Annotated in this window: 20 protein-coding genes; 14 read left to right on the plus strand and 6 right to left on the minus strand. The window is 50.6% G+C overall.

Annotated elements, in window-relative coordinates:
• The first annotated feature begins 51 nt into the window (after positions 1–51).
• The 3 genes from dnaJ (at position 52) to nhaR (ending at position 3,695) form a co-directional block, all read left to right on the plus strand.
• Complete coding sequence (dnaJ, locus tag IO95_RS17790) at positions 52–1,176, plus strand: molecular chaperone DnaJ (RefSeq protein ID WP_023489758.1); 1,125 nt, start codon at positions 52–54, stop codon at positions 1,174–1,176.
• Positions 1,177–1,396: 220 nt separating this feature from the next.
• On the plus strand, positions 1,397–2,563 hold the full coding sequence (gene nhaA, locus IO95_RS17795; protein ID WP_023492391.1) for a Na+/H+ antiporter NhaA: 1,167 nt from the start codon (positions 1,397–1,399) through the stop codon (positions 2,561–2,563).
• A 235-nt stretch (positions 2,564–2,798) separates the two neighbouring features.
• Positions 2,799–3,695 (plus strand): transcriptional activator NhaR, encoded by an 897-nt coding sequence (nhaR, locus tag IO95_RS17800; RefSeq protein WP_037386400.1) that lies wholly within the window; start codon positions 2,799–2,801, stop codon positions 3,693–3,695.
• Between the two features lie 75 nt (positions 3,696–3,770).
• Here the strand turns inward: nhaR and rpsT are convergent, their stop codons facing one another.
• Positions 3,771–4,034 carry a 30S ribosomal protein S20 gene (rpsT, locus tag IO95_RS17805; protein WP_023489415.1) on the minus strand — a complete coding sequence of 88 codons (264 nt, stop codon included), beginning with the start codon at positions 4,032–4,034 and terminating at the stop codon, positions 3,771–3,773.
• A 457-nt stretch (positions 4,035–4,491) separates the two neighbouring features.
• Here rpsT and ribF point away from each other — a divergent pair, with 457 nt between their 5' ends.
• From ribF to folA, 11 genes are all read left to right on the plus strand, one after another.
• On the plus strand, positions 4,492–5,430 hold the full coding sequence (ribF, locus tag IO95_RS17810; RefSeq protein WP_023489414.1) for a bifunctional riboflavin kinase/FAD synthetase: 939 nt from the start codon (positions 4,492–4,494) through the stop codon (positions 5,428–5,430).
• A gap of 32 nt (positions 5,431–5,462) precedes the next feature.
• A complete protein-coding gene (gene ileS, locus IO95_RS17815; protein WP_023489413.1) occupies positions 5,463–8,279 on the plus strand; it encodes an isoleucine--tRNA ligase in 2,817 nt (938 codons plus the stop codon).
• A 143-nt stretch (positions 8,280–8,422) separates the two neighbouring features.
• Entirely contained in the window at positions 8,423–8,929 is a 507-nt protein-coding gene (gene lspA / locus IO95_RS17820) for a signal peptidase II (protein WP_037386435.1), read from the plus strand.
• Between the two features lies 1 nt (position 8,930).
• Positions 8,931–9,401: an FKBP-type peptidyl-prolyl cis-trans isomerase gene (fkpB, locus tag IO95_RS17825; protein WP_023489411.1), complete on the plus strand. Its 471-nt coding sequence runs from the start codon at positions 8,931–8,933 to the stop codon at positions 9,399–9,401.
• The gene (gene ispH / locus IO95_RS17830; RefSeq protein WP_023489410.1) at positions 9,382–10,335 is read left to right on the plus strand and encodes a 4-hydroxy-3-methylbut-2-enyl diphosphate reductase; all 954 of its coding nucleotides are present in this window, start codon (positions 9,382–9,384) and stop codon (positions 10,333–10,335) included. The genes fkpB and ispH overlap by 20 nt, the downstream gene beginning before the upstream one ends.
• A 39-nt stretch (positions 10,336–10,374) precedes the next feature.
• Complete coding sequence (gene dapB / locus IO95_RS17835; RefSeq protein WP_023489409.1) at positions 10,375–11,196, plus strand: 4-hydroxy-tetrahydrodipicolinate reductase; 822 nt, start codon at positions 10,375–10,377, stop codon at positions 11,194–11,196.
• Between the two features lie 464 nt (positions 11,197–11,660).
• Positions 11,661–12,809 (plus strand): glutamine-hydrolyzing carbamoyl-phosphate synthase small subunit, encoded by a 1,149-nt coding sequence (gene carA / locus IO95_RS17840; protein ID WP_023489408.1) that lies wholly within the window; start codon positions 11,661–11,663, stop codon positions 12,807–12,809.
• Positions 12,810–12,825: 16 nt separating this feature from the next.
• On the plus strand, positions 12,826–16,050 hold the full coding sequence (gene carB / locus IO95_RS17845) for a carbamoyl-phosphate synthase large subunit (RefSeq protein WP_023489407.1): 3,225 nt from the start codon (positions 12,826–12,828) through the stop codon (positions 16,048–16,050).
• A gap of 100 nt (positions 16,051–16,150) precedes the next feature.
• Positions 16,151–16,951, plus strand: coding sequence for a threonine/serine exporter ThrE family protein (locus tag IO95_RS17850; protein WP_037386437.1), 801 nt, complete (start codon positions 16,151–16,153; stop codon positions 16,949–16,951).
• A complete protein-coding gene (locus IO95_RS17855; RefSeq protein WP_037386403.1) occupies positions 16,948–17,412 on the plus strand; it encodes a threonine/serine exporter in 465 nt (154 codons plus the stop codon). Before IO95_RS17850 ends, IO95_RS17855 begins: the two co-directional genes overlap by 4 nt.
• Positions 17,413–17,595: 183 nt before the next feature.
• Positions 17,596–18,078 carry a type 3 dihydrofolate reductase gene (gene folA / locus IO95_RS17860; protein ID WP_023492458.1) on the plus strand — a complete coding sequence of 161 codons (483 nt, stop codon included), beginning with the start codon at positions 17,596–17,598 and terminating at the stop codon, positions 18,076–18,078.
• Positions 18,079–18,282: 204 nt separating this feature from the next.
• On the opposite strand, the gene apaH is transcribed toward folA, so the two are convergent.
• Genes apaH through surA form a run of 5 tightly spaced genes read right to left on the minus strand, consistent with a single transcriptional unit; the run spans position 18,283 to position 22,618 of the window.
• Positions 18,283–19,134, minus strand: coding sequence for a bis(5'-nucleosyl)-tetraphosphatase (symmetrical) ApaH (apaH, locus tag IO95_RS17865; RefSeq protein ID WP_023492456.1), 852 nt, complete (start codon positions 19,132–19,134; stop codon positions 18,283–18,285).
• 1 nt (position 19,135) lies between these two features.
• Positions 19,136–19,513, minus strand: a complete 378-nt coding sequence (gene apaG, locus IO95_RS17870; protein ID WP_023492454.1) for a Co2+/Mg2+ efflux protein ApaG — start codon at positions 19,511–19,513, stop codon at positions 19,136–19,138.
• 13 nt (positions 19,514–19,526) lie between these two features.
• A complete protein-coding gene (rsmA, locus tag IO95_RS17875; protein ID WP_023492453.1) occupies positions 19,527–20,345 on the minus strand; it encodes a 16S rRNA (adenine(1518)-N(6)/adenine(1519)-N(6))-dimethyltransferase RsmA in 819 nt (272 codons plus the stop codon).
• Complete coding sequence (gene pdxA, locus IO95_RS17880; RefSeq protein ID WP_023492451.1) at positions 20,338–21,330, minus strand: 4-hydroxythreonine-4-phosphate dehydrogenase PdxA; 993 nt, start codon at positions 21,328–21,330, stop codon at positions 20,338–20,340. Before pdxA ends, rsmA begins: the two co-directional genes overlap by 8 nt.
• Positions 21,317–22,618 (minus strand): peptidylprolyl isomerase SurA, encoded by a 1,302-nt coding sequence (gene surA, locus IO95_RS17885; RefSeq protein WP_037386407.1) that lies wholly within the window; start codon positions 22,616–22,618, stop codon positions 21,317–21,319. Before surA ends, pdxA begins: the two co-directional genes overlap by 14 nt.
• Positions 22,619–22,680: the final 62 nt, after the last annotated feature.

Here is a 22,680-nt window from a genome sequence, read left to right on the forward strand (position 1 = left end):
GCGTCGAGGTAACTCTGCGCCCGTGCACGCATGTTAAGGGTTAGACAACCAATGGCAAAGAAAGATTATTACGAGGTGCTCGGCGTCACCAAAACGGCAGATGAGCGTGAAATCAAAAAGGCGTATAAGCGTCTGGCGATGAAGTATCACCCTGACCGTAATCAGGATGCTGATGCTGAAGTCAGATTTAAAGAAGTCAAAGAAGCCTACGAGATCCTGATCGATGATCAAAAGCGTGCAGCCTATGATCAATACGGTCATGCCGCTTTTGAGCAAGGTGGCATGGGCGGCGGCGGTTTTGGCGGCGGGGCTGATTTCAGCGATATTTTTGGTGATGTATTTGGTGATATTTTTGGTGGCGGACGCCGCCAGCGTGCCAGCCGTGGTTCCGATTTACGCTACAACATGGATCTGACTCTCGAAGAAGCGGTGCGTGGTGTGACCAAAGAGATCCGCATTCCTACGTTGGAAGAGTGTGATGTCTGCCACGGTAGCGGTGCTAAGCCAGGCAGTTCACCCATTACCTGCCCGACCTGCCATGGTCAAGGCCAGGTACAGATGCGCCAAGGTTTTTTCAGCGTGCAGCAGGCTTGTCCCCATTGTCATGGGCGCGGTCAGATCATCAAAGATCCGTGCAACAAGTGTCACGGCCATGGTCGCGTAGAAAAATCCAAGACCTTGTCGGTGAAGATCCCGGCTGGCGTTGATACGGGTGATCGTATCCGTCTGGCAGGCGAGGGCGAAGCCGGTGAACATGGTGCACCAGCGGGTGACTTGTATGTTCAGGTTCAGGTGAAAGCGCACCCGATTTTCGAGCGTGAAGGTAATAACCTGTATTGTGAAGTACCGATTAACTTTGCCATGGCCGCGTTGGGTGGTGAGATTGAAGTCCCTACCTTGGATGGCCGTGTTAAGTTGAAAGTACCGGGGGAAACTCAAACTGGTAAACTGTTCCGTATGCGTGGCAAAGGCGTGAAATCGGTACGGGGTGGTAGCCAGGGAGACCTGCTATGCCGCGTAGTGGTGGAAACACCAGTCCACTTGAACGACAAGCAGAAACAGTTGTTAAAAGAGCTGGAAGAGAGCTTGGGTGGTCCGGCTGGCGATAAAAACAGCCCTCGCTCGAAAAGCTTTTTCGATGGTGTGAAAAAGTTTTTTGACGATCTGACGCGTTAATCACTATTGAATAGAGCCCCGGTTAAAATACTGGGGCTTTTTATTACTATCTTTGTTAATTCCCAGAATAAAACTGTGGCATACATCACTGAATGCTCGGTTTTTACGAATTATATTGTGCTTATAAACTGATTTTTTCGAAGTTATTCCTCGCCTATACTCTATGCATTGTCTGACACGCAGGACGATAGCGCCTGGTGATTATCTGGAGTGACTCACAGTGACCAATATTATCCGTCAATTCTTGCGCCAAGAGGCAGCAGGGGGAATTATTCTGATCATCGCTGCCGTAGTGGCGTTGATTATGGCAAATACCTCCTTACAAGGGCTTTATCAAAGTTTCCTCAGCTTGCCAGTAATGGTCAAAATCGCTTCGTTGGAGATTGCCAAGCCATTACTGCTATGGATCAACGATGGGTTAATGGCCATCTTTTTCCTCGTGGTCGGTTTGGAAGTTAAACGCGAATTAATGCAAGGCTCGTTAGCCGGTCGTGACCAAGCTGTTTTTCCAGCAATTGCTGCCTTGGGCGGTATGCTGGCTCCGGCATTGATCTATCTATTTTTTAATGGTGCAGATGAAGTCACCCGTCAAGGATGGGCAATCCCTGCGGCGACTGATATCGCGTTTGCGCTAGGGGTGATGGCCCTGCTGGGGAAGCGGGTACCCACCAGTTTGAAGGTATTCTTGTTGGCCTTGGCGATTATTGATGATTTGGGTGTCATCATCATTATTGCCCTGTTCTATACCTATAAGGTGTCGCTGATGGCATTGGCAGTCGCTGCTGCTGCGATAGCCGTGCTGGCGATTATGAACTGGCGTGGGGTAGGCAAAACCTCGATGTATATGATAGTTGGCCTGGTGCTGTGGGTGGCTATTCTTAAATCCGGTGTACATGCGACGCTGGCAGGGGTCATCGTCGGCTTTATGATACCGCTGCAAGCCAAGCATGAGCCTTCTCCTTCGGAAACCCTGGAGCATGAGTTGCATCCTTGGGTAGCTTTCCTTATTTTGCCTTTGTTTGCGTTCGCCAATGCGGGGGTACCATTACAAGGGGTTTCGCTGAGTGGTTTGACGTCACTGTTGCCAATGGGGATTGCCGCAGGGTTATTGATTGGTAAACCACTGGGGATTTTTACCCTCAGTTGGCTGGCGGTGAAACTCGGCATTGCCAAATTGCCAGAAGACATTAATTTTAAACAGGTATTTGCTGTCGCCATGCTTTGTGGTATCGGATTTACCATGTCGATCTTCATTGCCTCATTGGCCTTTGCTGAGGCGGCGCCGGAACTGATTACCTATTCCAAACTGGGCATATTATTAGGTTCAACCAGTGCGGCGGTGATTGGTTATGTCCTTTTGCGTCAGACATTACCGAAGCGCCAATAAGTGATACCCAAAAACATTCGATTTGCTTGCAGCGGCCCCGATAGGGGCGAGCCTCACGGATGAGGCGAGTAACGACAGCCAGGACCCAAGCAACGTGAAGGATGAAGGGTATAATCTTATTGCAGGTGGGTGATATGCCCGCCTGCAATAAGCATGAATAGGGAAGAAAGCAATGGAGTTTGTCGCTCATCAAGGTGGAGCTTTGTGCTGATAGGGAATTTAAGGAGAACAGCGAGTGAAAATGTCACATATCAACTTTAACCATCTCTATTACTTCTGGCAGGTTTGCAAGGAGGGATCAGTGGTGGGTGCGGCACAGGCGCTGTTCCTTACGCCGCAAACCATTACTGGTCAGATCAAAGCCTTGGAAGAGCGCCTTGATGGAAAACTGTTCAAGCGCCAAGGGCGTGGCGTGGTGCCCTCTGAACTCGGCCAACTGGTCTTCCGCTATGCGGATAAGATGTTTATGCTGAGCCAGGAAATGCTGGATATCGTTAATTACCGCAAGGAATCCAACCTGTTGTTTGACGTTGGTGTGGCGGATGCGCTCTCCAAGAGGCTGGTCAGCCAGGTATTGGAAGCCGCGGTGGTTGATAATGAGCAGATCCATCTGCGCTGTTTCGAATCAACCCATGAGATGCTGCTGGAACAGTTGAGCCAGCACAAATTGGATATGATTCTGTCGGATTGTCCTGTCGACTCCAGTCAACAGGAAGGGTTGTTCTCGCTGAAATTGGGTGAGTGTGGCATCAGCTTCTTCTGTCGTCCACCGGTGCCTGATTTACCGTTCCCAGCCTGCCTGGAGCAGCGACGATTACTGATCCCGGGAAAGCGTTCGATGCTGGGGCGCAAACTGCTTAATTGGTTTAATACTCAGGGGATTCAGGTTCAGATTCTGGGGGAGTTTGATGATGCTGCGTTGATGAAGGCTTTCGGGTTGTATCACAATGCGATTTTCGTTGCTCCGACACTGTATGCATTGGACACCTACAAGGATGATAATGTGATGGAGATTGGGCGCATCGATAGCGTGCAAGAAGAGTATTACATTATTTTTGCTGAGCGGATGATCCAACATCCGGCAGTACGACGGGTATGTAACAAGGATTTTTCAGCCCTGTTTACCTTTTAAGCCGATACTGGCTGGATCTCAAATGTAAAAAAACCGGCCAAAGCCGGTTTTTTTATCAAGCAGAAAACGTAAGACTTACTGCATTGCGTTAATCTGTGCAATCAAGCTCGACTTATGACGTGCTGCTTTATTTTTGTGGATCAGGCCTTTACCTGCCTGGCGATCCACAATAGGTTGCATTTCATTAAATGCGTTTTGTGCTGCTGCTTTGTCGCCAGTTGCGATAGCGGCGTACACCTTCTTAATGAAGGTACGCACCATTGAGCGACGGCTAGCGTTATGCTTGCGGCGTTTCTCAGACTGTACGGCGCGTTTCTTAGCTGATTTGATATTAGCCAAGGTCCAACTCCCAAATATATGCTATTGAGGACAATTCAAAGGCCGAGGAATATGCCCTTTTAGCCTTCGTTTGTCAATGGATTTGTGCAAATAAGCGCCGTTTGTACGGGCGGCACTTGCTACGTTGTGATGGCGCAGGATCTTACCAGTTTCGGCTATGGGAATACAGTGTTTCGCGATAAAAATCGCCATATGATTTGTATCCTGCTCCGCCTGGTGGAGAAGCGACTGGGTATCATACCAACAATAGCGTCTGATTGAGCTATTTTTTGACGATAATTTGAAGGAACATCGGGATAAAACCGTCATCTGGCGGTAATTTGAGGAATTGAAACGGTGGTGAAGGCGCTTTTCCTTCGGTATGGTATGACTATATACATCAAAGGGAACAATCGCCGGTTAACCTTAACCGTTGTACAAGGTATAATCCGCCGATTTCCACTGTTTTGAGCCAGCTATGCAGCTAATTCGTGGCATCCATAATATCCGGGCACACCATCATGGTTGTGTGCTCACCATCGGCAACTTTGACGGCGTACATCGCGGTCACAAGGCGTTGTTGGCACAGCTGAAACAGGTAGGACACCGCCTCGGGCTACCGGTGGTGGTAATGATTTTTGAACCGCAACCGTTGGAATTGTTTGCTGCAGATAAAGCACCGGCCCGCCTGACGCGCTTGCGTGACAAGGCCAAATATTTGGCTGAGGCCGGGGTGGATTTCTTGTTGTGCGTCAAGTTTGATCCCCGTTTTGCCGCTCACCCTTCAAAGGCGTTTGTGACTGAACTGCTGGTGGAAAAGTTGGGAGTGAAATTCCTGATGGTGGGCGATGATTTCCGCTTTGGGGCGGGTCGCCAAGGGGATTATCAACTGTTGCAGCAAGCGGGGGAGAAATATGGCTTTGAAGTGGTGAGTGCGTCCACTTTTCGTGAAGGGGATCAGCGTATCAGCAGTACGGCGATTCGCAATGCCCTGCGTGATGATGATTTGCTGCTGGCGGAGACCCTGCTGGGGCACCCTTATCGTATTTCAGGGCGTGTAGTACATGGTGACCAATTGGGGAGAACCATTGGTTTCCCAACGGCCAACCTGCCACTTAAACGCCTGGTTGCACCGGTCAAAGGGGTCTATGCGGTCGATGTTTATGGCCTGGCACTACAACCTTTGCCCGGGGTGGCCAATATCGGCACTCGGCCTACCGTTGCTGGCGTCCGTCAGCAACTGGAAGTGCATTTACTGGATGTGACTATGGATCTGTATGGCCGCCATCTGGATGTGGTGCTGCGCGCAAAATTGCGCAATGAACAGCGTTTTGCTTCGCTTGATGAACTTAAGCAGCAAATCGCCAATGATGTGGTGACTGCCCGGAAGTTTTTTGGGCTACAGACACCGGCTTAATCTTACCAATCGAAAACGGAACCGAGAATCTAATGAGTGACTACAAGAATACCCTGAACTTGCCGGAAACAGGGTTCCCGATGCGCGGCGATCTCGCCAAGCGCGAGCCTGGCATGCTTAACCGTTGGTATGAACAGGATCTGTACGGGATTATTCGTGCTGCTAAAAAGGGGAAAAAGACCTTTATTCTGCATGACGGCCCACCGTATGCGAATGGCAGTATTCATATTGGTCACTCGGTAAATAAAATCCTCAAAGATATTATTATTAAATCCAAAGGGATGGCGGGCTTTGATTCGCCTTATATTCCCGGTTGGGACTGCCACGGTCTGCCCATTGAATTGAAAGTTGAACAACTTTATGGCAAACCCGGTGAGAAACTGACCCCTGCGGAGTTCCGTCAGAAATGCCGCGAGTATGCAGCCGAACAGGTTGAGGGGCAGAAGCAAGATTTTATTCGCTTGGGGGTATTGGGTGACTGGGATCATCCTTACCTGACCATGGACTTTAAAACCGAAGCCAACATTATCCGTGCCCTGGCTAAAATCATCAGCAATGGTCATTTGCTCAAGGGGGCCAAACCGGTTCACTGGTGTACCGATTGTGGTTCTTCCCTGGCAGAGGCAGAAGTTGAATATTACGACAAAACTTCACCTTCTATTGATGTCACTTTCCAGGCGGTTGATGCCGCTGCGGTTGCCGCCAAGTTTGGCGTAACACAGGTTGATGGCCCAGTTTCTTTGGTGATCTGGACCACCACACCATGGACCTTGCCTGCCAACCGTGCGATTTCGCTGAACCCGGAATTTGCCTATCAATTGGTACAAGTTGATGGTCAATGCCTGATCCTGGCGGCGGATCTGGTGGAAAGTGTGATGCGGCGTGCGGGCATTACCCAGTGGGCGGTGCTTGGCGCTTGCCAAGGTAGTGAGCTAGAGTTAATGCGTTTCACCCATCCGTTTATGGGCTTTGATGTGCCGGCGGTTCTGGGGGATCACGTCACGCTGGATGCGGGTACCGGTGCAGTCCATACCGCACCTGGCCATGGCCCGGATGACTTTGTGATTGGCCAGAAATATGGCTTGGAAGTGGCTAATCCGGTTGGGCCGAATGGTTGCTATCTGACGGGGACTTACCCCTCACTGGATGGCAAATTTGTGTTTAAGGCCAATGATCTGGTGGTGGAGCTGTTACGCGAAAAAGGTGCGCTGTTGCATGTTGAAAAACTGCAGCACAGCTATCCCTGCTGCTGGCGCCACAAAACGCCGGTTATTTTCCGTGCCACGCCACAATGGTTTATCAGCATGGATCAGCATGGATTGCGTAAACAGTCACTGGAAGAGATCAAAGGCGTGCAGTGGATCCCCGATTGGGGCCAGGCACGTATCGAAATGATGGTGGCTAATCGTCCCGATTGGTGTATCTCGCGTCAGCGCACCTGGGGTGTGCCAATGTCTCTGTTTGTCCATAAAGAGACGGAGCAGCTTCACCCACGTAGTGTTGAGCTGATGGAACAGGTTGCCAAGCGTGTTGAGCAAGAGGGAATTCAGGCCTGGTGGGATCTGGATGCTGCCGAGATCCTCGGTGCGGAAGCCGCAGATTATGTCAAAGTGCCGGATACTTTGGACGTATGGTTTGACTCTGGTTCAACCCATGCTTCAGTGGTGGATGTTCGCCCTGAGTTCAACGGCCATGGCGCTGATATGTATTTAGAAGGGTCGGATCAGCATCGCGGTTGGTTTATGTCATCGCTGATGATTTCCACCGCCATGAAAGGCAAGGCACCTTATAAAGAAGTGTTGACCCATGGTTTTACTGTCGATGGTCAGGGCCGCAAAATGTCCAAGTCTATCGGTAACACCATTAGCCCGCAGGATGTGATGAACAAACTGGGGGGGGATATTTTACGTTTGTGGGTGGCATCGACGGATTACACTGGCGAGATCGCAGTTTCTGACGAAATCCTCAAACGTGCAGCGGACTCTTACCGCCGTATTCGCAATACAGCGCGTTTCTTGCTGGCAAACCTTAACGGCTTTGATCCTGCGACCGATTGTGTTGCCGCCGATGAAATGGTGGTCTTGGATCGTTGGGCAGTGGGTCGCGCATTAGCGGCGCAGCAGGATATCGAGCAGGCCTATGCCAACTACGATTTCCATGAAGTGGTACAGCGGCTGATGCAGTTCTGCTCGGTGGAGATGGGCTCTTTTTATCTGGATATCATCAAAGACCGTCAATATACCGCGAAGAGCAACAGTGTGGCTCGTCGCAGTTGCCAGACCGCCCTGTTCCATATTGCTGAAGCGCTGGTGCGTTGGATGGCACCGATCATGTCGTTTACCGCAGATGAAATCTGGGGCTTCCTGCCAGGCAAACGTGCGCCGTATGTCTTCACTGAAGAGTGGTACAGTGGCCTGTTTGGTTTGGCTGAAGGGGAGAGCATGAATGATGCATTTTGGGCTGAACTGCTGAAGGTACGCGGTGAAGTGAACAAAGTGCTGGAACAGGCGCGTGCAGACAAACGCATTGGTGGCTCACTGGAGGCGGCGGTGACGCTGTATGCAGACAATGACTTGGCTGCTTGCCTAAACAGCCTGCAGGATGAGCTACGCTTTGTGTTGCTGACCTCATCCGCCAATGTGGCACCTTTAGCGTCAGCTCCGGCGGATGCACAGCAGAGCGAATTGCTTAAAGGGTTAAAAATCGCTTTCAGTACCGCAGTGGGTGAGAAATGCCCACGTTGCTGGCATTACACCACGGATATTGGCCAGGCCGCAGAACACGCGGATATTTGTGGCCGCTGTGTGACTAACGTCGCTGGTGATGGCGAAAAACGGCACTATGCCTGAGAACTAACGATACCCAGAATAATTCTAGTTGCTTGTAGGCGGCAACCCCGTGAGGGGCGAGTCTCATGGATGAGACGAGTAATCGCCGCCAACACCCAAGCAGCTTGAAGGATGAAGGGTATATGGCTGAGAGCAATGACCTAATGAGTAGACCGATAAGTTCGACCGGCTTGCGCTGGCTATGGTTGGTGGTGGTGGTACTGGCGTTGGATTTAGCCAGTAAGCTGTGGATTTTGAATAATTTTGAGCTGGGCCAACTCCAGCCATTGTTCCCGTCATTCAACTTGTATTATGCGCGTAATTACGGTGCCGCATTCAGTTTCCTTGCGGACCATGGTGGTTGGCAGCGCTGGTTCTTTGCGGGTGTCGCCATTGCTATCGTGGTGGTCCTGCTGGTGATGATGTATCGCAGCAGTGCCCAGCAGAAGCTCAACAATATCGCCTATGCGTTTATTATTGGTGGTGCGCTCGGTAACCTGTTTGATCGTCTATGGCATGGTTTTGTCGTCGATTTTATCGACTTCTATATCGGTAATTGGCATTACCCGACCTTTAACCTGGCGGACTCCTTTATCTGTATAGGGGCTGTGATGATCGTACTGGAAGGGTTCCTGCCAGCGAAGAAACGTGCCAGCAGTGAAGGGAAGTAACATGACAGCTCAGGTTAACAGTAGTAGTGCGGTGTTGGTGCATTTCACGCTGAAATTGGACGATGGCTCAACGGCGGAGTCTACCCGAGGCAACGGTAAACCTGCGCTGTTTCGCCTGGGGGATGGCAGCTTGTCCGCCCCCTTGGAGCAGCAACTTATTGGTCTGCGGGTGGGTGATAAATGTGCTTTTACCCTGCAACCGGAAGCGGCATTTGGGGCAAAGAATCCAGACTTGATTCAGTTCTTCTCGCACCGTGATTTCATCGATACCGGGGTGCCGGAGGTGGGTACCATCATGCTGTTTACCGCCATTGATGGCAGTGAAATGCCTGGTGTGGTGCATGAAGTGGCTGAAGACTCTGTCACCGTCGATTTCAACCATCCGTTGGCGGGTCACCCAGTCCTCTTTGATATTGAAGTATTGGAGATTGATCCACAGCAGGAGAAAACAGATGCAAATATTGCTGGCTAATCCGCGCGGTTTTTGTGCCGGGGTTGATCGCGCGATTAGCATTGTGGAACGTGCGTTGGAGATTTATGGCGCACCGATTTATGTGCGCCATGAAGTGGTACATAACCGCTATGTCGTCGATAGCCTGCGTGAACGCGGGGCGATATTCATTGAAGAGATCGCCGAGGTGCCTGATGGTTCGATCCTGATCTTTTCTGCCCACGGTGTTTCACAGGCGGTACGCGCTGAAGCCAAAACCCGTCAACTGACGATGTTGTTTGATGCCACTTGTCCGTTGGTGACCAAGGTGCATATGGAAGTGGCACGAGCCAGCCGCAAGGGGACTGAGGCGATCCTGATTGGTCATGCTGGGCACCCGGAAGTGGAAGGCACGATGGGGCAATACAGTAACCCGCAGGGGGGAATGTATCTGGTTGAGTCACCCGAGGATGTCTGGAAACTGCAGGTAAAGAATGAGTATAACCTCTGTTTTATGACCCAGACGACACTCTCTGTGGATGACACTTCGGACGTGATTGATGTATTGCGTGAACGTTTCCCGAATATTATCGGTCCGCGGAAAGATGATATTTGTTATGCCACCACTAATCGTCAGGAAGCTGTACGTAATCTGGCGGCACAGGCGGACCTCGTCCTGGTGGTGGGGTCGAAAAACTCGTCGAACTCCAACCGCTTGGCTGAATTGGCTCAACGTGTAGGTAAACCGGCCTATCTGATCGATTCTGCCGCTGATATTCAAGAAGCCTGGTTGCAAGGGGGGGGCAACATTGGGGTTACCGCGGGGGCTTCTGCGCCAGACGTGTTGGTTCAGGAAGTGATCAGTCGTTTGAAGATATTGGGTGGCAAAGAGGTTCATGAGCTTAGTGGTCGTGAAGAGAACATCGTGTTTGAAGTACCCAGAGAACTGCGGCTGGACATTAAGCAGGTCGACTGAGTGCTGAAGAATGGCTACTGATCAAAAAGAGAGCAGAGTATGACTAATTCACAGATCCGCATTGCCGTCGTTGGTGCTGGTGGCCGTATGGGGCGTCAATTGATTCAAGCGGTGCAGCTGGCACCAGGCGTGGTGTTAGGTGCTGCTATGGAGCGCTCAGGGTCAAGTCTGGTGGGCTCAGATGCCGGTGAGTTGGCCGGGGTAGGGGTGCTAGGTGTGACTGTCACTGATGACCTGGCAAAGGTGGTCAATGATTTTGATATTTTGATCGACTTTACTCGCCCAGAAGGCACGTTGACTCATTTGGCATTCTGTGTGGCTCATCATAAAGGTATGGTGATTGGCACCACCGGTTTTGATGATGCGGGTAAAGCCGCCATCCAAGTCGCTACTCAACAGATTGGCATTGTCTTTGCCGCTAACTTCAGTGTCGGGGTCAATGTGATGTTGAAACTGTTGGAGAAGGCCGCCAAGGTGATGGGTGATTATACGGATATCGAAATAGTGGAGGCACATCATCGCCATAAGGTTGATGCGCCTTCCGGCACTGCGCTAGCGATGGGCGAGGCGATTGCCGGGGCATTAGGCCGTGACCTTAAAGAGTGTGCGGTTTACCAGCGTGTTGGTCATACTGGCGAACGAGATCCGAAGAGCATCGGGTTTGCCACTATCCGGGCTGGCGATATTGTGGGTGAACATACTGCGATGTTTGCCGATATCGGCGAGCGGGTGGAAATTACGCATAAAGCTTCAAGCCGTATGACTTTCGCCAATGGTGCCGTCCGTGCGGCTATTTGGGTTTCTGCGCGGCAAAATGGGTTATTTGATATGCGTGATGTGCTCGGATTAGAGCAGTTATAATATTTTAAATTCCTTTTTTTTAAGGTTTTTTTTCTAATTACATGAAAATAGGGCAATAATCCAATTGCCCTATTTTTTTATGTAAAAATAGGCTTTATGGCTTTAATTTTTACTCTAATGTCCATTTTTAATGTTTATCTTGCTTATTTGTTCATTTTTAGACCATTTCATCTCATCTTATCTAGACAACTACCTTTTAAAGCCAATTTTTCTGCTATTTCTTATTGCAACCGTTTTCCAGCCCGAGTTTTTGTGTGTTTTCGAGGCTGTGGGTTAAAATAAATCGTAAGGTGGACAAAATTAATGTAAAAAAGGGGGCTTTTTGTAGACAAGACCAGCACTCATCATTAGAATGCGCGCAATTTGCCAAAAATCAGCTGTGATGGCGTTTTTGGCATTGATTTAGAGTGTGACATATGAATTAATATGCAAATAATGTGATTTATTATTCCTTGGAGGGTGTTTTGATCAAATCAGCGCTATTGGTTCTGGAAGACGGAACCCAATTCCATGGTCGGGCCATTGGGGCGGAAGGTTCGGCAGTGGGGGAAGTGGTCTTCAATACGTCGATGACCGGTTATCAAGAAATCCTCACTGACCCCTCCTACTCCCGCCAAATCGTTACTCTTACTTATCCCCATATCGGCAATGTTGGCACCAATCATGCTGACCAAGAATCCTCCTCTGTTCATGCTCAAGGCCTGGTTATCCGCGACCTTCCTCTCATTGCCAGCAATTACCGTAACGAAGAAGGACTGTCGGCCTACCTTAAGCAGCACAATATTGTCGCCATTGCCGATATTGATACGCGCAAACTGACGCGTCTGCTGAGGGAAAAAGGGGCACAAAATGGCTGCATCATGACTGGCGATGCTGCTGATGCTGAGCTGGCACTGCAAAAAGCCAAGGCTTTCCCCGGTTTGAAGGGGATGGATCTGGCGAAAGAGGTCACCACCAAGGATGCATACCCTTGGTTGCAAGGCAGTTGGACCCTGGCTGGGGATCTGCCAGCTGCCAAATCAGTAGATGAACTGCCTTACCATGTGGTGGCTTACGATTACGGTGTAAAACGCAATATTCTACGTATGTTGGTGGATCGTGGCTGTCGTCTTACGGTGGTTCCTGCTCAGACTCCGGCTGCAGATGTGTTAAAAATGAAGCCAGACGGCGTGTTCCTGTCCAACGGCCCGGGTGATCCAGAACCTTGTGATTACGCCATTAACGCTATCAAACAGTTGTTGGAAACCGACATTCCACTCTTCGGTATCTGTCTTGGACATCAACTACTGGCGTTAGCTAGCGGGGCGAAAACCACCAAGATGAAGTTGGGTCATCATGGTGGTAACCACCCGGTGCAGGATCTGGATAATCAACGGGTGATGATCACCGCGCAGAACCACGGTTTTGCTGTAGATGAAAATAATTTGCCATCGACTCTGCGGGTCACTCACAAATCGCTGTTTGACCATACGGTGCAGGGAATTCATCGCATCGATAAAGCAGCATTTGGTTTCCAAGGGCATCCAGAAGCCAGCCCTGGCCCCCATGATGCGGCACCGCTGTTTGACCACTTTATTGAACTGATTGAATCTTATCGTTCCAACGCCAAATAATCAGGAGCCATACAACATGCCAAAACGTACAGATATAAAAAGCATCCTGATCCTCGGTGCCGGTCCGATTGTGATTGGCCAGGCGTGTGAATTTGATTATTCCGGTGCACAAGCCTGTAAAGCACTACGTGAAGAGGGTTACCGCGTTATTCTGGTTAACTCCAACCCCGCGACCATCATGACTGACCCAGAAATGGCGGATGCCACCTATATTGAGCCAATTCACTGGGAAGTGGTGCGTAAAATCATCGAAAAAGAGCGCCCAGATGCGGTCTTGCCAACCATGGGTGGGCAAACAGCACTCAACTGTGCTCTGGAGCTGGAGCGCCAAGGGGTGCTGGCTGAATTCGGTGTCACCATGATCGGTGCTACTGCCGATGCTATCGATAAAGCAGAAGATCGCCGCCGTTTCGATATTGCCATGAAGAAGATCGGCCTGGATACCGCTCGTTCTGGCATCGCGCATAATATAGATGAGGCGTTGGCGGTTGCGGCTGATGTGGGGTTCCCTTGCATTATTCGCCCATCATTCACTATGGGAGGAACCGGTGGGGGTATCGCCTATAACCGTGAAGAATTTGAAGAGATCTGTCAGCGTGGTCTGGATCTCTCTCCTACCAACGAGCTATTGATTGATGAATCGCTGATTGGCTGGAAAGAGTATGAAATGGAGGTGGTGCGCGATAAGCATGATAACTGCATCATCGTCTGCTCTATCGAAAATATCGATGCGATGGGCATCCATACCGGTGACTCTATCACCGTGGCACCCGCGCAGACCCTGACCGACAAAGAGTATCAAATTATGCGTAACGCCTCGATGGCGGTGTTGCGCGAGATCGGCGTTGAAACCGGCGGTTCTAACGTCCAGTTTGCCGTCAACCCGAAAACCGGCCGCTTGATCGTGATCGAAATGAACCCTCGCGTCTCCCGCTCATCAGCGTTGGCATCGAAAGCCACGGGGTTCCCGATCGCCAAGATCGCCGCCAAGTTGGCAGTAGGTTATACCCTCGATGAGTTGATGAACGATATCACCGGTGGCCGCACGCCAGCTTCCTTTGAGCCTTCCATTGACTATGTAGTCACCAAAATCCCGCGTTTTAATTTCGAAAAATTTGCCGGTGCCAATGATCGCCTGACCACCCAGATGAAGTCTGTGGGTGAAGTGATGGCGATTGGCCGTACCCAGCAGGAATCATTGCAGAAAGCACTGCGTGGTCTGGAAGTGGGTGCCACCGGTTTTGATCCTAAAGTGAGCCTTGATGACCCTGAGGCGCTGACCAAAATACGTCGCGAACTTAAAGATGCCGGTTGTGATCGTATCTGGTATATCGCTGATGCTTTTCGTGCCGGTTTGTCGGTGGATGGTGTGTTCAACCTGACTAATATCGATCGCTGGTTTCTGGTGCAGATTGAAGAGTTGGTGCGCCTTGAAGAGCAGGTGGCTGAGTTGGGCATCAACGGTTTAAACGCCGGTTTTATGCGCTTGCTGAAGCGTAAAGGTTTTGCTGATGCGCGTTTGGCCAAATTGGTCGGGGTTTCAGAAAATGAAATCCGCAAGTTGCGCCATGGTTTCAATCTGCACCCGGTTTATAAGCGGGTCGATACCTGTGCTGCGGAGTTTGCTACCGATACCGCCTATATGTACTCCACTTATGAAGAGGAGTGTGAAGCCAATCCATCCCATGACCGTCCGAAAGTGATGATCTTGGGGGGCGGCCCAAACCGTATTGGCCAGGGAATCGAATTCGATTACTGCTGTGTGCACGCCGCGCTGGCATTGCGTGAAGATGGTTACGAGACCATTATGGTCAACTGCAACCCGGAAACTGTCTCCACCGACTACGATACTTCGGATCGTCTCTACTTTGAGCCAGTGACGTTAGAAGATGTGCTGGAAATTGTACGTATCGAGCAGCCAACAGGTGTTATCGTGCAGTATGGTGGGCAAACTCCGCTGAAACTGGCGCGTGAGCTGGAAGCCGCTGGTGTGCCGATTATTGGTACCAGCCCGGACGCGATTGATCGTGCGGAAGATCGTGAGCGCTTCCAACAGGCTGTCCACCGCTTGGGGCTGAAGCAACCCGCCAATGCCACCGTGGCCACTATTGAGCAGGCGGTAGAAAAAGCCGCAGGGATTGGTTATCCGCTGGTGGTGCGCCCCTCTTACGTGCTGGGTGGCCGCGCCATGGAGATCGTTTACGATGAAGTTGATCTCCGTCGTTACTTCCAGAATGCGGTGAGTGTTTCCCATGATGCTCCGGTATTGTTGGATCGTTTCCTGGACGACGCCGTAGAAGTGGATGTCGATGCCATCTGCGATGGTGAGCGCGTGTTGATCGGTGGCATCATGGAGCATATCGAACAGGCTGGCGTACACTCTGGTGACTCGGCTTGTTCCCTGCCAGCCTATACGTTGAGCAAGGATATCCAGAATGTGATGCGCCAGCAGGTGGAAAAGTTGGCGTTTGAGCTGCAGGTCCGTGGTTTGATGAACGTCCAGTTTGCGGTGAAAAACAACGAAGTGTACCTGATTGAGGTTAATCCGCGTGCTGCCCGTACCGTTCCCTTTGTTTCCAAAGCCACTGGGGTCCCTTTGGCGAAGGTTGCCGCACGAGTGATGATCGGTAAATCGCTGGCTGAGCAGCAGGTAACCGAAGAGGTTATCCCACCGTATTACTCGGTGAAAGAAGTGGTCCTGCCATTTAATAAGTTCCCGGGTGTTGACCCGATTCTGGGGCCAGAAATGCGTTCGACAGGGGAAGTGATGGGGGTTGGGGCAACCTTTGCTGAAGCTTTCTCCAAGGCGATGCTGGGCAGTAACTCCGGTATGAAAAAACAGGGGCGTGCGTTGTTATCAGTACGTGGGGCTGACAAAGCCCGCGTGGTGGACCTGGCAGCCAGCCTGCTCAAACAGGGGTTTGAACTGGATGCGACTCATGGCACCGCCATCGTACTGGGTGAGGCAGGGATTAATCCCCGTTTGGTCAATAAGGTGCATGAAGGGCGGCCTCATATTCAGGACCGCATCAAAAATGGCGAGTACACCTATATTGTTAACACCACCGCGGGCCGTCAGGCTATTGAGGACTCCAAACTGATCCGTCGTAGTGCGTTGCAGTATAAAGTACACTATGACACCACACTTAATGGTGGTTTTGCTACCGTGATGGCATTAAAGGCCGACCCTACTGAACAGGTGACTTCGGTACAGGAATTACATGCCCGAATCAGTAAATAACTGAACGTTCTAAGTTGCAGGTAGGGGATATCTACCTGCATCTTGCAGGGTGAGGTGTTTAGCTGCGGTGGACGTTCATTCAGGGAGTACAATGAGCAATATGAAACGGGAATTGACGGTGGATCTACCCAGTGTCAATCAGCAGCAACGTGAGATCACGCGCCTGTGTATTCAGTGCGCGTTGCTACTGTTACAACATGGTGCGGAAAGCATGGTGGTGGAGCAGCTCTCTACTCGCCTGGGTTTGGCACTGGGGATGGACAGTGTGGAAAGCTCCATTTCGGCCAATGCGGTGGTGCTGACCACGATCAGCAATGATGCCTGCCTGACGACAACACGTAAGAATGTTGATCGCGGCATTAATATGCAAATTGTTACTGAGGTGCAGCATATTGTGATCTTGGCTGAACACCGTTTGGCGGATGCCCAGACGGTTGCCCGGCGCTTTAACAAGATCGTTCCACTGCGTTATCCACGCTGGCTGGTGGTGTTGATGGTGGGGTTGTCCTGTGGCTGCTTCAGCATGCTCAATGGTGGCGGCCCTGATGCCTTTGTGGTCACTTTTCTGGCCAGTGGTCTGGCCATGTTTGTGCGCCAACTATTGACTGCCCGCCATTTGAATCCGTTGATCAATTTCTGTTTGACGGCGTTTGTTGCCACCTCGGTTTCTGGTTTACTGCTGCGTTTACCTGTTTTTAGCCAAACCTCCAGTGTGGCGATGGCCGCCAGTGTTCTGCTGCTGGTACCCGGGTTCCCATTGATTAATGCCGTGGCTGATATGTTTAAAGGCCATGTGAATACCGGGTTGGCGCGTTGGGCGATGGCCACTTTATTGACCCTGGCAACCTGTATCGGCGTGGTGATGGCCATGTCGTTATGGCAATTGCGGGGGTGGGCATGAACCTATTATGGATGTTACTGCAGGATATGTTGTTGGCTGCGGTACCTGCCTTGGGTTTTGCCATGGTATTTAATGTGCCTGCCCGTGCCTTGCGCTATTGCGCTTTACTGGGCGCATTAGGCCATGGTTCCCGTATGCTGATGATGCATTTTGGGATGAATATCGAGTGGGCTTCGTTTTTGGCCGCCATTCTGATTGGTATTATTGGTATCAGTTGGTCACGTTGGTTGCTGGCTCACCCCAAGGTATTTACTGTGGCCGCAGTAATCCCGATGTTCCCGGGGATTTCTGCTTATACCGCGATGATTAGTGTGGTAGAAATCTCCCATCTTGGCTATAGCGAAGCATTGATGTCGGTTATGATTTCCAATTTTCTTAAAGCCTGTTTTATTGTCGGTGCACTATCTATCGGTTTATCCGTGCCTGGTTTATGGTTATATCGCAAACGACCAGGGGTTTAAGGTTGTTACTGTAGGCTTAACACCCTCAGGTCTTATCGCGTAAATGAGACAAAACCCTATCGACGGCGAATAGCGCTTTACGTATAGTGTGGGCGATTTTGCCATCTACTCTATCGCCAAGTTTGTTCAGGTTGCAGCTAACACCGCTGCAGCTCAAATGACGAAGACATACAGGGTTATATAATGATTATCAGCCTGATTGCCGCTTTGGCAGCAGACCGCGTTATTGGTATGGAAAATACCATGCCATGGCACTTACCCGCAGATTTAGCGTGGTTCAAACGTAACACGTTGAATAAACCTATTATTATGGGTCGTAAGACGTTTGAGTCGATAGGTCGTCCGTTGCCAGGCCGCCAGAATATTGTTTTAACCAGCCAGCCAGGCAGTGACCAGAGTGTGACTTGGGTAACCTCGTTGGAGCAGGCATTGACTGCCGCGGGGGATGTGGAAGAGGTCATGGTGATTGGTGGTGGCCGGGTTTATGAGCAGTTTTTGCCACGGGCTAACCGGTTATATTTGACGCATATTGATGCTGAAGTGGAGGGGGATGCCCACTTTCCGGATTACGAGCCCGATGAGTGGGAAAGCTCGTTCAGTGAATTTCATGATGCAGATGAACTGAATTCTCACTGTTATTGTTTTGAGATTTTAGAACGTCGCTAAGTCTTTCTGATAACCCCTTCCTGATTACCCAATGTGGGTCTTGCCTATCTGTAGGGGGGTATCCAGCTTACCAAGCTTGAGTAAAAGAGACTCACTTGGGTGACAACCGCAGAGCACCATTATTGGCCATTGTTTGTGGCTAATGTTTGTGGCTAATGCTTGTGACTATTGTTTGCGACCATCGTTTGGCCTGCGGTTGCTTAATTAAATGTCGGTGAGTAAATTCTGACCATCGAGCGTTGCGCGTTGGCTGGCCGGTTGGGTAAAAAACTGTTTATCTTCCCAACGTAACATGGTCAGTTCCCCGCCCCAGCAACAACCGGTATCTAGAGCAATAATACCTTCAGGTGTGCCGTTACCTTCCAGTGAAGCCCAGTGACCGAAAATAACGGTGTAATCGGGGTCAACTTGGCGAGGGAGTTCAAACCAGGGCTTCAACATGGAGGGGGCATCAGTGGGGGCATCTTTACAAATCATGTCCAACTGCCCGTTAGGGAAACAATAGCGCATACGCGTCAGCGCATTGGTGCTGAAACGCAGGCGTGCCAGCCCAATCATCTCTGGGGTCCAGTTATTTGGCATATCGCCATACATCGCATCAAGGAATAACGGGTAGCAGCTGCTACTTAATACGGCTTCAACTTCACGGGCACATTGTTGCGCGGTGGCAATATCCCACTGTGGAGTGATGCCTGCATGCCCCATAATCAGTTTACGCTGGTGGTCAACTTGCAGAATGGGTTGACGCCGCAGCCAATTGATTAACTCATCACTGTCGGGGGCTTCTAGTAAAGGCGTCAGATTGTCTTTCGGTTTATTACGGCTAATGCCGGCATAGATAGCCAGCAGATGTAAATCATGGTTACCCAACACCATACGCACTGCTGGGCCGAGTGAACGCACATAACGCAGCACCGCGAGCGAATCTGGCCCGCGGGCAACCAAATCACCGGTTAACCACAGTTGATCCTGGTGTGGCTCGAAATTAGCTTGAGCTAACAGCGCTTGCAGTTCATCAAAGCAACCATGAACATCGCCGATAAGATAGGTTGCCATATTAGTGGATCAGCGTAGGGATGGCTAATCGGAAGACTGGGATAGCAGTACGAAATGGCTTACCTTGGTGATCCACCATTTCGTAGTGACCTTCCATAGTACCGAGCGGTGTTTCGAGTACCGCACCGCTGGTATATTGAAACTCGTTACCGGGTAGGATAAGGGGCTGTTCGCCGATCACCCCTTCCCCTTGTACTTCAGTTTGGCGGCCATTGCTGTTGGTAATCAGCCAGTAACGTCCCAGGAGTTGCACGTTAAAACGCCCCAGGTTACGGATAGTAACGGTATATGCGAAGACGTAACGCTCCTCTTCAGGTATTGATTGTGACTCCACATAAATACTCTGAATTTGGATACATACACGGGGCGAATCAATCATGGTCATGACTCCTTTATTGCGCTGGCACCTGCTGGGTTGAAAGCCAGTTTGCCAGCTTACAGTACTGCGCGACAGAAATATTTTCTGCTCGTAATGCCGGGTCAACACCCAGTTCCATCAGTTGCTCTGGGGTAAACAACTCACCCAAGCTATTGCGGATGGTTTTCCTGCGTTGGTTAAACGCCTGGGTGGTAATACGGCTTAACATGCGCACATCATGCACCGGATGTGGGATTACCGCATGGGGTACCAAACGAACCACCGCTGAATCGACCTTAGGTGGTGGAGCGAAGGCGGTAGGTGGCACTTCCAGTACCGGAATGATATTGCAGTAGTATTGTGCCATCACGGTCAGCCGGCCATAAGCTTTGCTGTTTGGGCCAGCCACCAGGCGATTGACCACTTCTTTTTGCAACATAAAATGCATGTCGCGAATAGCCGAAGTATAGCTGAAAAGATGGAACATCAGCGGTGTTGAGATGTTATAAGGCAGGTTACCGAACACTCTCAATGGTTGACCTACTTGTTCAGCCAACTCGGCGAAGTTCACCGTCATCGCATCTTGCTGATGGATGGTCAGCTTATCTTTTAACTGGGGATGATTGGCCAAGCGAGCGGCCAGATCACGGTCCAGTTCGATCACCGTCATATGATCCATACGTGCAGCAACAGGTTCGGTTAAGGCACCCAAACCTGGACCGATCTCAAGAACTGCTTCACCCGGTTGTGGATGAATCGCTGAGACAATGCTATCGATGACAAACTGATCGGTTAAAAAGTTTTGTCCAAAACGTTTGCGGGCAAAATGCCCTTGGTGGACTCTATTATTCATTAGAATTAATTATCATTTCAATGGCGAGATTTAAGGCTGTTTTGAAACTACCGGCATCGGCAGTGCCGCTACCAGCCAGTTCCAATGCAGTACCATGGTCGACCGAGGTACGAATAAAGGGCAAGCCAAGGGTGATATTTACCGCCCGACCAAACCCTTGGTATTTTAATACTGGCAAACCTTGGTCGTGATACATTGCCAGCACGGCATCGGCATGTTGCAGATATTTCGGTTGGAACAGGGTATCAGCAGGTAGCGGCCCAACCAGTTGAATGCCGCGCTGACGCAACAATTCGAGTGCGGGAATAATGACATCCAGCTCTTCACGCCCGATATGACCATTTTCCCCGGCATGGGGGTTAAGCCCACAAACATAGATCTGTGGCTGCGCAATGCCGAATTTGGTTTTTAGATCATGATCGAGAATGGTGATCACTTCATCCAGACTCTGCAGGGTAATCGCCCCGGGTACCGCCAATAACGGTAAATGGGTGGTGGCTAGCGCAACACGCAACTCTTCGGTAGCCAACATCATCACGACGCGTTCACAGTGACTACGTTCGGCGAAGAACTCAGTGTGTCCGCTAAACGGCAAACCGCCATCATTGATGACCCCTTTGTTAACCGGGCCGGTTACCAGAGCAGCAAATTCACCGCTCAGACAGCCGTCACAGGCGCGAGCCAGTGTTTCTACAACATAGCTACTGTTCGCCACGTTTAGCTCACCGACCACCACCGGTGCTCGGGCTACAACGGGCAACACCGTTAAACTACCGGCTTGCTGTGGTTGAGCTGGCTGTTCGGGTTGATACTCTCTCAACGTCAAGGGTAATGACAATTGGCGGGCACGCGCAAGCAATAAGGCAGGATCGGCACACACCACTAACTCAACAGGCCAATCCTGCTGTGCCAGTGTGGTGACCAAATCCGGCCCCACCCCGGCGGGTTCACCGGGGGTAATCACGATACGCTTAGTGTTGTGCATTGCTGCCATTGAGGATCTTCACATAAGCTGAAGCACGGAGTTCCTGCATCCAGGTTTGTGCTTCCTCAGCAAATTTGCGGTTGAACAGCATGCGGTAAGCGCGATCTTTCTGTGCGGCATCAGTTTTATCCACTTGGCGAGTATCGATCAATTGGATCAGGTGCCAGCCAAAGGCGGAGTGAACCGGTTCACTGATCTGGCCTTTCTGCAACTTCAGCAGTGCATCACGGAAGGCAGGATCATAAGCATCTGGCGAACTCCAACCCAGATCTCCCCCTTGTAACGCCGAACCAGGATCTTGAGAAAGTTGCTTGGCTTTATCTTCAAATTTGGCTTTACCATTCTTGATAGCGGTAGCTACAGCCTGAAGTTTCGCCTGCGCCTGAGCGTCGGTCATCACGACAGACGGTTTCAAGAGAATATGGCGCGCATGTACTTCGGTGACGGAAATTGACTGGTTGCCACCACGGAGATCGTTAACTTTCAGGATGTGAAAACCAACACCGGAACGGATAGGACCGACCACATCCCCTTTTTTGGCATTTACCAACCGTTCTGCGAACAGTGTAGGCATTTCCTGTAGTTTACCCCATCCCATCTGGCCACCTTTCAGGGCCTGTGAGTCGGCGGAGTAGGTGATGGCTAATTTACCGAAATCTGCGCCACCATTAACTTCACCCACCAAGCGCTTTGCCAGTGTTCCAGCTTGGTTAACTTGCTCTTGAGTCGGGTTTTCTGGCAACGGTATCAGGATATGACTGATATTAACCTCGGTATCTCCGCCATTTTGAGCACCGACCTGTTGGGCCAATGCCTCAACTTCCTGTGGCAGGATGTTGACACGACGGCGGACTTCATTGTTACGCACTTCAGCGGTCAGCATTTCCTTGCGGATTTGTGCGCGGTAGGTGTTGTAGTTTAAGCCTTCATAGGCCAAACGGCTGCGCAACTGATCAACAGACATTTTGTTCTGGGCGGCAATATTGGCAATCGCTTTATCCACATCGGCATCGCTGGCGGTGATACCCATTTTTTGCGCCATCTGCAACAGAATATTATCCATGATCAGGCGTTCAATGATTTGCTGACGCAGTTCGCTGTCACCAGGCAACTGTTGCCCTTCTTGCTGCGCGTTGCGTTTCACCGATTGTAATAAACCGTTCACATCGCTCTCGAGTACCACCCCGTTATTGACCACGGCGACGACTTTATTGACCTCTTGCGGCGCTGCGAATGCCGTATTGGCACAAACCACCAATCCGAGAAGAAACGCTTTCCAGTTCTTCATACATTTCCCGTTATTTAATCCGCAATTGCGGGTGAAAGTTTTTATTTTCAATCTGTTATACC

Source organism: Serratia sp. DD3, from assembly GCF_000496755.2.